Raw genomic sequence first — 13,315 nt, forward strand, 5'->3', positions numbered from 1 at the left:
CGCATAAAAAATGCCCCCGATTTCAGGATCGGGGGCTTTTTTTGCCGGGACTAAAGCAACTCGCGAACTTCCTTCGGTAGCAAACTCATGTATTTGAGGACCGGGCCGCGACGGCATTGCCTGACGATGGTGGGCACACGCCTGTTGAGCTTGGCGATCAGCGCCAGACGCTTCTCGTCTGGCAACTGAGTCACGTGGAACACGTTCGACAGATACGCCCGGGTGTAATCGAACACAGCTGTGTCCACCCACGCGTGCTCCGGGAAATCGGCCAGAGCTTCGTTGATGTCACGGCATCGCAGCTTTTTGAGCCATTGGTTGGTGTGGATGGGCGTGTCCAGATCCAGCCGGAAGCTCATGGGCGCAACCACTTCCAGTTCGGCAAGGGTGTCACCGTCCACCGCCCATGGTTTGAATCGCCACTGTGCAATCGCGACCCTGGACGCCTCGGCCAGTTCAGGATGGTCGCTTTGCAAAATGTTGACCTGGCTGACCGAACCATCAGCATTGGCAGTGAAGCCGACCCGGACTTCACCGATTATCCCGGCCCTGTAAAGCGCCCGGGGGTAAATCGGTTTGGGATTATGCTCAGGTATCAGGAGCACGTCCCCCGCCCTGATATCCACCGACACCATCAGCAAAATCACACACGCTAACCACCGCATAATCCCTCCCCTTCGCCACTGCAATGCCAAACCCGGCACCCGCACAAAGGTTAAAGCGCGGTGACTTGAAACAGAACGTCACGACTTCCCATTCAATCGAAGGACATTTCCCAAAGCCCTGCCCTACTTCGGACAGACCAAGGGCGTCAAAGCAACAGGGGTAATGCTTCCTACAACGTCCTTCATTTATACCTGAGCGACATGTTCGTAAAAGAACATGCGATCTCCAATGTTTCCGCTGTTTTGCCAATGCGAACCGGTGCTATTTTCGGTAACGAAACTGTAACATTCGCATCCGCAGTCAAAACAAGAAATCTGGAGCTCTTGAATGTTTGCTTTCTTTCGTCCTGCCGCACATCAGGCTCCATTGCCTGAAGAAAAAATAGACAGCACCTACCGACGCCTTCGCTGGCAGATCTTCGCCGGGATTTTCATTGGCTATGCCGGTTACTACCTGCTGCGCAAGAACTTCACCCTGGCCTTCCCCGACCTGATCGCCCAAGGCTATACAAAAGGCCAGCTGGGCGTGGCCATGTCGGCGATTGCGATCGCTTACGGCCTGTCGAAGTTCTTGATGGGCATTGTGTCCGACCGCTCCAACCCGCGTTACTTCCTGCCGTTTGGGCTGGTGGTGTCTGCCGGGGTGATGTTCGTTTTCGGTTTCGCACCGTGGGCGACCTCCAGCGTGACCATGATGTTCATCCTGTTGTTCATCAACGGCTGGGCGCAAGGCATGGGCTGGCCGCCGAGCGGGCGAACCATGGTGCATTGGTGGTCGCAGAAAGAGCGCGGCGGTGTGGTTTCGGTGTGGAACACCGCGCATAACGTCGGCGGCGGCTTGATCGGCCCGCTGGCGATTCTCGGCATGGGCTGGTTCAACGACTGGCACAGCAAGTTCTATGTACCGGCCGCCGTGGCACTGCTGGTCGCCGTCTTTGCCTTCATTGTGATGCGCGATACACCACAATCGACGGGCCTGCCGCCGATCGAGAAGTACAAGAACGATTACCCGGAAGGCTACGACGCCAGCCACGAAGACGAATTCAGCGCCAAGGACATTTTCGTCAAATACGTGCTGCGCAACAAAATGCTCTGGTTCATCGCCCTGGCCAACGTCTTCGTCTACCTGCTGCGCTACGGCATCCTGGACTGGGCGCCGACCTACCTCAAAGAGGTCAAGCACTTCGACTTCGACAAGACGTCGTGGGCGTATTTCCTTTATGAGTGGGCAGGCATTCCGGGCACGTTGCTGTGCGGCTGGATGTCGGACAAGGTCTTCCGTGGTAACCGTGGCCTGACCGGCATGGTGTTCATGGCGTTGGTGACCGTCGCGACGATCGTGTATTGGCTGAACCCGCCGGGAAACCCGATGATCGACATGATCTCGCTGTTCGCGATCGGCTTCCTGATCTACGGTCCGGTGATGCTGGTGGGCTTGCAAGCGCTGGAACTGGTACCGAAAAAAGCCGCCGGGACAGCCGCGGGTTTTACCGGTCTGTTTGGTTATTTGGGCGGTTCAGTCGCGGCCAGTGCGCTGATGGGCTACACCGTGGACTACTTCGGTTGGGATGGCGGTTTCATTCTGCTGGTGGCCGCGTGCCTGCTGGCGATGGCGTTCCTGGCACCCACGCTGGGTCACAAGAACGTCGCCAGTCAGAGCCGCGAAGAAGCCATCGCCTGATCGGACGTTGATTTGCAACGCTTGAGCCGCGCCTCCAGATTCCGGTCTGGCATGGCGTGGCTGCGCAGGGCGTTGGCGGTCTGCTCGACATAATCGCGAGTGGTGCCGTAACGCCCGCAAGCGTTTTCGAATACATGGCTCAGCACGTGATCCGGCAGGTTGCCGGCATAGCTGGGCAGGTGACGCTCCAACACGAATCCCAATGCCTGAACCTGGCTTCCGTCTTCGAGACGGCAGTTGAGCCAGTGTGGGCGATAGGATGGAAAGGGCATTTCGCGCTGCCACAAGGCGTAGAGCGACGCGTCGAGTTGTTCTTCGGGCAAGCGATAAGCGAAACCGCTGCAAGAGCCGCCGCGATCCAGGCCAAACACCAACCCTGGCACTTCCGGCGTGCCGCGATGTTCGTGGGACCACAGGTACAAACCGCGATGGTAGCCATGCACGCGACCGCGTACACGTTCCACCGCCGGGCATTCAGGCCGCCAGATCAGCGAACCGTAAGCGAACAGCCAGACCGGCCCACCCTTGTGGCGCGCCATGGTCGACTGCATCGAGCTGAGCAATTGTTCGTGCGTAAGCTGCGGCCCCAGATCGAGCCGCGGAGGGTAAGGCAGATTCAAAAAAGCAGATTCAATGGCGCTCATGGCGAATAGCGTTCAGCTCCCCGCGGGTAAAGATTACTTAATAGAACGCACCGCTGTAACAATAAGGCACATATGTTTTAAGGCAATTTAAGTGCCATGGCACAGTTCTTAACTGATTGCCTGGGTGACATATAACCTATCGGTATTTATATAAATATATAAATACCGATCGGCTATATAGAGGGTTATAACGATCAAGATCGTGGATCAAGATCGCGGATCAAGATCGCGGCGCGTACGCAAACACGTCGGCGCGCATCTGATGGGCATCCATCCCGGCTTCGACCAACGCGTCCAGCGTGCCGTAGACCATCGCCGGTGAGCCGCTGGCGTAGACGTGCAGGGCTTTCAGGTCAGGGAAGTCTTCACACACCGCTTCATGCAACATGCCGCAGCGCCCCTGCCAGCCGCATTGATCGCTGACGACTTTATGCAGGAACAGGTTGGGCAGTTTCAGCCATTCATCCCAATGCTCAATGTCATAAAAGTCTTCAGGACGGCGCACGCCCCAATACAGATGCACCGGATGTTTGAAGCCCGTCGCGCGGCAATGTTCGATCAAACTGTGGATCTGGCCCATGCCGGTGCCAGCGGCAATCAGCACCAGCGGACCGGCCGGCAGTTCCGCCAGGTGGGTATCGCCGAACGGCATTTCGATCCGCACCATCGAGTTGCGCTGAAGCTGCTCGATCAGGCTCAGCGCACTGCTTTCGCGCGCCAGCACATGGATTTCCAGGTCACGCCCGCCATGCGGCGCCGAGGCCAGGGAGAACGCGGATTTCTCGCCGTTTTCCCGTTCGATCATCAGGTACTGACCCGCGTGATAGCGCGGCGGTTTGCCTGCCGGTGCGCGCAAACGCACGCGCCAGGTATCGCCGCCGACGTCCCTGCATTCAATGACCTGACACGACAAGCTGCGCACCGGCAGTTCTCCCAGCGCGAGCACGCCATCCCACAGCACGATGCAGTCTTCCAGCGGCTCTGCTATGCAAGTGTAGAACTCGCCATGGTCGCGCACATCGCCGGCCTGCTCGACGCGCCCTTCCACCAGCAGCGCGCAACACACGTGGCAATTACCATTGCGACAGCTTTGCGGGCATTCATAGCCCAGACGCCGTGCGCCATCGAGAATCCGCTCGCCGGGCAGAATCTCTAGCACTGCTCCGGAGGGCTGCAAGGTTACACGCATCAATCTATTCCTAACTGATTCCAGATGGCATCGATCCGTTGGGTCACGGCTTCGTCCTTGACGATGACCCGGCCCCACTCGCGGGTGGTTTCGCCCGGCCATTTATGCGTGGCATCGAGCCCCATCTTCGAACCCAGGCCGGAAACCGGCGAGGCGAAGTCGAGGTAGTCGATCGGCGTGTTGTCGATCATCACCGTGTCGCGCTTGGGGTCCATGCGCGTGGTGATGGCCCAGATCACGTCGTTCCAGTCGCGTGCATTGATATCGTCATCACAGACGATAACGAACTTGGTGTACATGAACTGTCGCAAAAACGACCAGACACCGAGCATTACCCGCTTGGCATGGCCGGGATACGACTTCTTCATGGTCACGATGGCCATGCGGTACGAGCAGCCTTCGGGCGGCAGGTAGAAGTCGGTGATCTCGGGGAACTGCTTCTGCAGGATCGGCACGAACACTTCGTTCAGCGCCACGCCGAGAATCGCCGGCTCATCCGGCGGACGGCCGGTGTAGGTGCTGTGATAAATCGGTTTGATCCGGTGGGTGATGCGCTCGACGGTGAACACCGGGAAGCTGTCGACTTCGTTGTAGTAGCCGGTGTGGTCGCCGTACGGACCTTCATCGGCCATCTCACCCGGATGGATCACGCCTTCAAGAATGATCTCGGCGGTGGCCGGCACTTGCAGGTCGTTGCCACGGCACTTCACCAGTTCGGTGCGGTTGCCGCGCAGCAGACCGGCGAAGGCGTATTCGGACAGGCTGTCCGGCACCGGCGTCACCGCACCGAGAATGGTCGCCGGGTCAGCGCCCAACGCCACGGACACCGGGAACGGTTGGCCCGGATGTTTCTCGCACCACTCGCGATAATCCAGCGCGCCGCCACGGTGGCTCAGCCAGCGCATGATGACCTTGTTGCGGCCGATCACTTGCTGACGGTAGATGCCGAGGTTCTGGCGATCCTTGTTCGGACCTTTGGTGACAGTCAGGCCCCAGGTGATCAGCGGGCCGACGTCGCCGGGCCAGCAGGTCTGCACCGGCAGCATCGCTAGGTCGACGTCGTCGCCTTCGATGACCACTTCCTGGCAGATCGCGTCTTTGACGACTTTCGGCGCCATGGCGATGATCTTGCGGAAGATCGGCAGTTTCGACCAGGCGTCTTTCAGGCCTTTGGGCGGCTCGGGTTCCTTGAGGAAGGCCAGCAGCTTGCCGATCTCGCGCAGTTCACTGACCGCTTCTGCACCCATGCCCAACGCAACGCGCTCGGGGGTGCCGAACAGGTTGCCGAGCACGGGAATGTCATAGCCGGTAGGGTTTTCGAATAGCAGGGCCGGGCCTTTGGCGCGCAACGTGCGGTCGCAGACCTCGGTCATTTCGAGCACTGGGGACACCGGAACCTGGATGCGCTTGAGTTCGCCGCGCTTTTCCAGGCCGCTGATAAAGTCGCGCAAGTCGCGATACTGCATGCGTGAGCCTCGTATTGGCCGTGCCGTTCGGGGGTGGCAGTTTAGCGCCGAACCCCGCTGTTCAGAACCTCGAACTGGCGATTGATCAAAAATCAGATAGCAAAAAGCCGGGTTTCCCCGGCTTCTTGGCCTATTCGACTTACTTGCGTTTCATCGACAGGAAGAACTCATCGTTGGTCTTGGTCGTTTTCAACTTGTCGACCAGGAACTCGATGGCAGCGATTTCGTCCATCGGGTGCAGCAACTTGCGAAGGATCCACATGCGCTGCAACTCGTCGTCGGCCGTCAGCAACTCTTCGCGGCGGGTGCCGGAACGGTTGATGTTGATGGCCGGGAAGACGCGTTTTTCAGCGATACGGCGATCCAGCGGCAGTTCCATGTTGCCCGTGCCTTTGAATTCTTCGTAGATCACTTCGTCCATCTTCGAGCCGGTTTCAACCAGCGCGGTGGCGATGATGGTCAGCGAACCGCCTTCTTCGATGTTCCGCGCGGCGCCGAAGAAACGTTTCGGTTTCTCCAGGGCGTGGGCATCGACACCACCGGTGAGCACTTTGCCGGAGCTCGGGATCACGGTGTTGTAGGCGCGAGCCAGACGGGTGATGGAGTCGAGCAGGATCACCACGTCTTTCTTGTGCTCGACCAGGCGCTTGGCCTTCTCGATCACCATTTCGGCAACCTGCACATGGCGGGTTGGCGGCTCGTCGAACGTCGAGGCAACCACTTCGCCGCGCACGGTGCGCTGCATTTCGGTCACTTCTTCCGGACGTTCGTCGATCAGCAAGACGATCAGATGAACTTCAGGGTTGTTACGCGCGATGTTGGCCGCGATGTTCTGCAGCATGATCGTTTTACCGGCTTTCGGCGGTGCAACGATCAGACCGCGCTGGCCTTTGCCGATCGGGGCGCACAGGTCGATCACACGACCGGTCAAGTCTTCAGTGGAACCGTTGCCGGCTTCCATCTTCATGCGCACGGTCGGGAACAGCGGGGTCAGGTTCTCGAAGAGAATCTTGTTTTTCGCGTTCTCGGGACGATCGTAGTTGATCGTGTCGACCTTGAGCAGCGCGAAATAACGCTCGCCTTCCTTCGGAGGGCGGATCTTGCCAACGATGGTGTCACCGGTGCGCAAGTTGAAACGGCGGATCTGGCTAGGCGAGACGTAAATATCGTCCGGGCCGGCAAGATAGGAAGCGTCAGCGGAGCGCAGGAAGCCGAAGCCGTCCTGGAGAATCTCCAGCACGCCATCACCGGAGATTTCCTCGCCGCTTTTCGCGTGCTTTTTGAGCAGGGAGAAAATCACGTCCTGCTTGCGCGAACGGGCCATATTTTCTATGCCCATCTGTTCGGCCAATTCGAGCAGTTCGGTAATCGGCTTTTGCTTGAGTTCAGTCAGATTCATATAGGAATGACGTAATCATTTATGGAGGGGGGGAAATTAAGCTTTTGGCTTAATGAGGCCGCGCCGCAGAGAAGGCGACAGGATCGCGTACTTATTCGAAAAGGAGTGCGTCGGCGACGGCTAGCAGGGGGCAATGGAGAAACCAGTGCGGGGCCGAATGTACCACCTGAGTTTCGGAGCGTCTAGCCCTCTATAACGAAAAAGCCCCGCAATATGCGGGGCCTTTTTTCGGACACTTTACAGCGACGCTTAGATGTTGGCGTCGAGGAAAGCAGCCAGTTGCGACTTCGACAGTGCGCCGACCTTGGTCGCTTCAACGTTGCCGTTCTTGAACAGCATCAGAGTCGGGATACCACGCACGCCATGCTTGGCCGGTGTTTCCTGGTTCTCGTCGATGTTCAGTTTGGCAATGGTCAGCTTGCCTTTGTAGGTCTCGGCAATTTCGTCCAGAACAGGAGCGATCATTTTGCAAGGGCCGCACCATTCAGCCCAGTAGTCGACCAATACAGCGCCTTCGGCCTTGAGTACGTCGGCCTCGAAGCTAGCGTCGCTAACGTGTTTGATAAGATCGCTGCTCATGGAAGTCTCCAGGTTGTAAGCAAAAAAACGTGGCCCATCATAGCCGCCCTTCCCGCGTTCAGGAAGCCGCAGATGATTGAGTCTCGCTATGGTGGTCCATGAGTTTGGGTATAGCTCAAGTCAGGAGGTGGCGGGAGCGACGAAGGCAATTCCGGTGCGCAACGCGGCATTACGCACATGCTCGTGCATGGCCTTCTGCGCCGCGCCGGACGCCCGCCGCGCCAGTGCACGGAGGATTTTGCGGTGCTCCTGCCAGGTTTCCATGGCCCGCTCGGCCCGGATGAACGGTAGTTTCTGACTCTCCAGGAAGATCTCGGCGCTCGCGCTGAGGATGCTCAGCATCGCCTGATTGCCGCTGGCCAGCAGGATGCGCCGGTGGAATTCGAAATCCAGCCGCGCCGCTGCATCGAAATCACCAGCCTTCAGTTCGTTACGCATGGCGGCGACGTTGTCCTCCAGGGCATCGAGTTCAAACGTACTCAACGTCACGGCCGCCAGCCCCGCAGCAAAGCCTTCCAGGGCATAACGCAACTGGAAGATGTCCAGCGGCGACGCCTGGGCCGCGAATGGCCAACTGAGCGCGGCATCGGACCGTGGCAAGTCCACCGGCGATTGCACAAACACACCCTTGCCCGGCTGGATGCTGATGACACCCAGCGCACTCAGTGACGATAAAGCCTCGCGCAGCGACGCCCGACTCACCCCCAATTGCACGGCCAGGTCCCGTTGCGAGGGCAAGGCATCCCCCGGCCCGAAACCCTGTTCGGTGATCAGTTTGCGGATGGCTTGCAGCGCCACTTCAGGTACGGCGCGAGAGATCGAGTTCATGGTTTTTCAGACGAACCAGGCCAATGAGCGGTTAGTTGTAAAGCTATTCGCGACGCCCGGCAAGTCGTGCCCCATGGGGGTTCGGTGACATCCGGCGATGCGCTATCGGGGTGCGAAACACCACCTGACTGTTCAGACCAGTAAGACCGACAAATCCCAATAAAACCGCGGCCTGCGCACCCCGAAAACCGATCTTGGCATGGCCCGTGCTCTGTCGATCCGCAGAAATCACTTCTCGCCGATTCGGAGATTTGCCATGACCCAGCGTTACAGCGCCCTCCTCGCCGCCCTGTTTGCCAGCCTAATGCTGAGCCAGGCGCCCGCCCACGCCGACGGTCTGGAGGATGTGGTCAAGCGCGGCGTCCTCAAGGTGGCGGTGCCTCAGGATTTCCCGCCCTTCGGCTCGGTCGGCCCGGACATGAAGCCGCGCGGCCTCGATATCGATACGGCCAAACTGCTGGCCGATCAGCTCAAGGTCAAACTCGAACTGACGCCGGTCAACAGCACCAACCGCATCCCGTTCCTGACCACCGGCAAGGTCGACCTGGTGATTTCCAGCCTCGGCAAGAACCCCGAGCGCGAGAAAGTCATCGACTTCTCCCGCGCCTATGCGCCCTTCTACCTCGCCGTGTTCGGCCCGCCAGACGCCAACATCAAAAGCCTGGACGACCTCAAGGGCAAAACCGTCAGCGTTACCCGTGGTGCCATCGAAGACATCGAGCTGAGCAAAGTCGCCCCCGAAGGCGTCACCATCAAGCGCTTCGAAGACAACAACTCGACCATCGCCGCCTACCTCGCCGGGCAAGTCGACCTGATCGCCAGCGGCAACGTGGTGATGGTAGCGATCAGTGAGCGCAGCCCAAAACGCGTGCCGGCGCTGAAAGTGAAGCTCAAGGATTCGCCGGTCTACGTCGGCGTGAACAAGAACGAGCCGGCGCTGCTGGGCAAGGTCAACGAAATCCTCGCTACCGCCAAGACCGACGGTGCGCTGGAGAAGAACTCCCAGACCTGGCTCAAAGAACCGCTGCCGGCCGATCTCTGATCGACGCTCGGGAGATTTGATATGGCGTATCAGTTCGACTTTCTACCGGTGGTGCAAAACACCGACCTGCTGCTGCGCGGTGCGCTGTTCACCCTTGAACTGACGGCCATCGGCGCGGTGTTCGGCGTGGGCCTGGGCATCGTCGGGGCGCTGGTGCGGGCGTGGAACATTCGCCCGTTCTCGGCGATGTTCGGGGTCTACGTGGAGTTGATCCGCAACACACCGTTTCTGGTGCAGTTGTTTTTCATCTTCTTCGGCCTGCCGTCCCTCGGCGTGCAGATTTCCGAATGGCAGTCGGCGGTGCTGGCGATGGTGATCAACCTCGGCGCTTATTCCACCGAGATCATCCGCGCCGGCATCCAAGCGATCCCCCGAGGGCAGCTGGAAGCCGCCGCCGCGTTGGCGATGACGCGCTTCGAAGCTTTTCGCCACGTGGTGCTACTGCCAGCGTTGAGCAAGGTTTGGCCCGCGTTGAGCAGCCAGATCATCATCGTCATGCTCGGTTCGGCGGTCTGTTCGCAGATCGCCACGGAAGAGCTGAGCTTCGCCGCCAACTTCATTCAGTCGCGCAACTTCCGTGCTTTTGAAACCTACGCCCTGACCACGCTGATCTACCTGTGCATGGCGTTGCTGATCCGCCAGCTACTGAACTGGATCGGTCGCCGCTACATTTCCAGGAGCAGCCAATGAGCGATTTCACCTTTTGGGACGTCGTGCGCAACCTGCTCACCGGCCTGCAATGGACCTTGGCACTGTCGCTGGTGGCGTTTATCGGCGGTGGGCTGATCGGGTTGCTGATCATGGTCATGCGCATTTCGAAAAAGTCCCTGCCGCGCAGCGTTGCCCGCACCTACATCGAACTGTTCCAGGGCACGCCGCTGTTGATGCAGCTGTTTCTGGTGTTCTTTGGCGTGGCGTTGGCCGGGGTGGAGATTTCGCCGTGGATGGCGGCGGCGATTGCCCTGACGCTGTTCACCAGCGCGTACCTGGCGGAGATCTGGCGCGGTTGCGTCGAGTCGATTCCCAACGGCCAGTGGGAAGCCTCGTCGAGCCTGGCGCTCAACCCGCTGGAGCAACTGCGCTACGTGATCCTGCCGCAAGCCTTGCGCATCGCCGTGGCGCCGACCGTGGGTTTCTCGGTGCAGGTGGTGAAAGGCACCGCCGTTACCTCGATCATCGGCTTCACCGAACTGACCAAGACCGGCGGCATGCTCGCCAACGCGACCTTCGAACCGTTCATGGTCTACGGCCTGGTGGCCCTCGGTTACTTCCTGCTCTGCTACCCCTTGTCCCTCAGTGCGCGCTACCTGGAAAGGAGACTGCATGCCTCTGCTTAGAATTTCGGCCCTGCATAAATATTACGGCGACCATCACGTACTCAAAGGCATCGACCTCAGCGTCGAGGAAGGCCAGGTGGTGGCGATCATCGGCCGCAGCGGCTCGGGCAAATCGACCTTGCTGCGCACGCTCAATGGATTGGAGTCGATCAACGACGGCGTGATCGAAGTCGATGGCGAATACCTCGATGCCGCCCGCGCCGACCTGCGCAGCTTGCGGCAGAAAGTCGGGATGGTGTTCCAGCAGTTCAACCTGTTCCCGCACCTGACCGTGGGCGAGAACGTGATGCTCGCGCCGCAAGTGGTGCAGAAAGTACCCAAGGCCAGAGCTGCCGAACTTGCGCGGCAGATGCTCGAGCGGGTCGGGCTGGGGGAGAAATTCGATGCCTTCCCGGATCGGCTGTCCGGCGGGCAGCAGCAACGGGTAGCGATTGCCCGGGCGCTGGCGATGTCGCCGAAGGTGTTGCTGTGCGATGAGATCACCTCGGCGCTGGACCCGGAACTGGTCAACGAAGTGCTGAGCGTGGTTCGGCAGCTGGCCAGGGAAGGCATGACGCTGATCATGGTCACCCATGAAATGCGTTTTGCCCGGGAAGTGGGGGACAAGTTGGTGTTCATGCATCAGGGCAAGGTGCATGAGGTGGGGGATCCGAAAGTTTTGTTTGCCAGTCCGCAGACGGCGGAGCTGGCGAATTTCATTGGGACGGTTGAAGCCACAGCCTGAAACAACCTCAGTGTCTTTAAGGCCATCATCGCTAGCAGGCTAGCTCCCACAGGGGGACGCATTCCAATGTGGGAGCTAGCCTGCTAGCGATTGACCGCGCAGCGGTCACCGACTTAACTGCGCAGGATCAAGGCTTTGAACACTGCGCGTTGGCGTCAGCGTTTGATCGTGGCACGATGTCGAGGTTATCGACCGAGACCCCCTGACCATGCCGCAATCCCAAGCCAAGAATCTGTCCCTGATCGCCGCAATCGACCTGGGCTCCAACAGCTTTCACATGGTCGTGGCCAAGGCCCAGAACGGCGAAATCCGTATTCTCGAACGACTCGGGGAGAAGGTTCAGCTGGCCGCCGGCATCGACGATGAGCGCAAGCTCAGTGAAGAATCCATGCAGCGCGGGCTCGATTGCCTGAAGCGTTTTGCCCAACTGATCAACGGTATGCCGACTGGCGCCGTGCGGATCGTCGGCACCAACGCCCTGCGTGAAGCCCGCAACCGTGGCGAATTCATCCGCCGCGCCGAAGACATCCTCGGTCACCCGGTGGAAGTCATCTCCGGCCGTGAAGAAGCGCGCCTGATCTACCTCGGCGTCTCCCACACCCTCGCCGACACCCCGGGCAAGCGCCTGGTGGCCGACATCGGCGGCGGCAGTACTGAATTCATCATCGGCCAGCGTTTCGAGCCGCTGCTGCGCGAAAGCCTGCAAATGGGCTGCGTCAGCTACACCCAGCGCTATTTCAAGGACGGCAAGATCACCCCGGCCCGCTACGCCCAGGCGTACACCGCGGCGCGGCTGGAGATCATGAGCATCGAACACGCCCTCCACCGCCTGACCTGGGATGAAGCCATCGGCTCCTCGGGCACCATTCGCGCCATCGGCCTGGCGCTGAAGGCCGGCGGTCACGGTGCAGGTGAAGTCAACGCCCCAGGCCTGGCCTGGCTCAAGCGCAAACTGATCAAGCTCGGCGACGTCGAAAAGATCGACTTCGAAGGCATCAAGCCCGACCGCCGGGCAATCTTCCCCGCCGGTCTGGCGATTCTCGAAGCCATCTTCGACGCCCTCGAACTGCAACGCATGGACCACTGTGAAGGCGCCCTGCGCGAAGGCGTGCTTTACGATCTACTGGGCCGTCATCATCACGAAGACGTCCGTGAGCGCACCCTCAGCTCGCTGATGGAGCGTTATCACGTCGATCTGGAACAAGCGGCGCGGGTCGAGCGTAAAGCGCTGCATGCCTTCGATCAGGTTGCCGAGGATTGGGACCTGGATGATGGCGTCTGGCGTGAGCTGCTCGGCTGGGCGGCCAAGGTCCATGAAGTGGGCCTGGACATCGCGCACTATCAGTATCACAAGCACGGCTCCTACCTGATCGAGCATTCGGACCTGGCGGGATTCTCCCGCGAAGACCAACTGATGCTCGCGCTGCTGGTGCGCGGTCACCGGCGCAATATTCCCCGGGACCGGTTTGCCGATTTTGGCGACGAAGGCATCAAGCTGATTCGCCTGTGCGTGCTGCTGCGCTTTGCGATCCTGTTCCATCACATTCGCGGCACCCAGGAAATGCCTCAGGTCGTGCTGCATGCCAATGGCGACAGCCTCGATGTGCAGTTCCCGGAAAACTGGCTGGACGAAAACCAGCTGACCCAGGCCGACTTCGCGCTTGAAGCGGAATGGCTGACCCGGGTTGGTTTCGTCCTGACCGTGCGCTGACACACGGGTATGCATTTGCCGAACACGGTCCTGTAGGAGCACGGCTTGCC

General features: G+C 59.7%; 13 protein-coding genes. 6 read left to right on the forward strand and 7 right to left on the reverse strand.

What is annotated here, in order from left to right; all coding sequences use genetic code 11:
- Positions 1-50: 50 nt before the first annotated feature.
- Positions 51-665 carry an energy transducer TonB gene (locus ACA057_RS30195; protein WP_497350058.1) on the reverse strand — a complete coding sequence of 205 codons (615 nt, stop codon included), beginning with the start codon at positions 663-665 and terminating at the stop codon, positions 51-53.
- A 328-nt stretch (positions 666-993) separates the two neighbouring features.
- Between ACA057_RS30195 and glpT the strand changes: the two genes are divergently transcribed.
- A complete protein-coding gene (gene glpT, locus ACA057_RS30200) occupies positions 994-2,346 on the forward strand; it encodes a glycerol-3-phosphate transporter (RefSeq protein WP_497344618.1) in 1,353 nt (450 codons plus the stop codon).
- Here glpT and ACA057_RS30205 read toward each other — a convergent pair.
- The 6 genes from ACA057_RS30205 to ACA057_RS30230 all read right to left on the reverse strand — a co-directional run bounded on the left by ACA057_RS30205 (position 2,319) and on the right by ACA057_RS30230 (position 8,451).
- Positions 2,319-2,990, reverse strand: coding sequence for a gamma-glutamylcyclotransferase (locus ACA057_RS30205; protein ID WP_401356018.1), 672 nt, complete (start codon positions 2,988-2,990; stop codon positions 2,319-2,321). The genes glpT and ACA057_RS30205 overlap by 28 nt on opposite strands.
- Positions 2,991-3,210: 220 nt before the next feature.
- Positions 3,211-4,179, reverse strand: a complete 969-nt coding sequence (locus ACA057_RS30210; protein ID WP_497344621.1) for a CDP-6-deoxy-delta-3,4-glucoseen reductase — start codon at positions 4,177-4,179, stop codon at positions 3,211-3,213.
- Positions 4,179-5,645 carry a 4-hydroxy-3-polyprenylbenzoate decarboxylase gene (ubiD, locus tag ACA057_RS30215; RefSeq protein WP_059407230.1) on the reverse strand — a complete coding sequence of 489 codons (1,467 nt, stop codon included), beginning with the start codon at positions 5,643-5,645 and terminating at the stop codon, positions 4,179-4,181. The genes ACA057_RS30210 and ubiD overlap by 1 nt, the downstream gene beginning before the upstream one ends.
- Before the next feature lie 139 nt (positions 5,646-5,784).
- Entirely contained in the window at positions 5,785-7,044 is a 1,260-nt protein-coding gene (gene rho / locus ACA057_RS30220) for a transcription termination factor Rho (RefSeq protein WP_007942421.1), read from the reverse strand.
- A 249-nt stretch (positions 7,045-7,293) separates the two neighbouring features.
- Positions 7,294-7,623 carry a thioredoxin TrxA gene (trxA, locus tag ACA057_RS30225; protein ID WP_003177349.1) on the reverse strand — a complete coding sequence of 110 codons (330 nt, stop codon included), beginning with the start codon at positions 7,621-7,623 and terminating at the stop codon, positions 7,294-7,296.
- 120 nt (positions 7,624-7,743) lie between these two features.
- A complete protein-coding gene (locus tag ACA057_RS30230; protein ID WP_497344624.1) occupies positions 7,744-8,451 on the reverse strand; it encodes a FadR/GntR family transcriptional regulator in 708 nt (235 codons plus the stop codon).
- 256 nt (positions 8,452-8,707) lie between these two features.
- Here ACA057_RS30230 and ACA057_RS30235 point away from each other — a divergent pair, with 256 nt between their 5' ends.
- The 5 genes from ACA057_RS30235 to ppx all read left to right on the forward strand — a co-directional run bounded on the left by ACA057_RS30235 (position 8,708) and on the right by ppx (position 13,265).
- A complete protein-coding gene (locus ACA057_RS30235; protein WP_497344626.1) occupies positions 8,708-9,493 on the forward strand; it encodes a transporter substrate-binding domain-containing protein in 786 nt (261 codons plus the stop codon).
- A gap of 21 nt (positions 9,494-9,514) precedes the next feature.
- Positions 9,515-10,183 (forward strand): amino acid ABC transporter permease, encoded by a 669-nt coding sequence (locus ACA057_RS30240; RefSeq protein ID WP_497344628.1) that lies wholly within the window; start codon positions 9,515-9,517, stop codon positions 10,181-10,183.
- Complete coding sequence (locus ACA057_RS30245; protein WP_497344630.1) at positions 10,180-10,830, forward strand: amino acid ABC transporter permease; 651 nt, start codon at positions 10,180-10,182, stop codon at positions 10,828-10,830. The genes ACA057_RS30240 and ACA057_RS30245 overlap by 4 nt, the downstream gene beginning before the upstream one ends.
- Positions 10,817-11,554, forward strand: coding sequence for an amino acid ABC transporter ATP-binding protein (locus ACA057_RS30250; RefSeq protein ID WP_497344632.1), 738 nt, complete (start codon positions 10,817-10,819; stop codon positions 11,552-11,554). The genes ACA057_RS30245 and ACA057_RS30250 overlap by 14 nt, the downstream gene beginning before the upstream one ends.
- A 208-nt stretch (positions 11,555-11,762) precedes the next feature.
- Positions 11,763-13,265, forward strand: a complete 1,503-nt coding sequence (gene ppx, locus ACA057_RS30255; RefSeq protein ID WP_497344634.1) for an exopolyphosphatase — start codon at positions 11,763-11,765, stop codon at positions 13,263-13,265.
- Positions 13,266-13,315 lie beyond the last annotated feature (50 nt).

The organism is Pseudomonas sp. LBUM1661, from assembly GCF_059695925.1.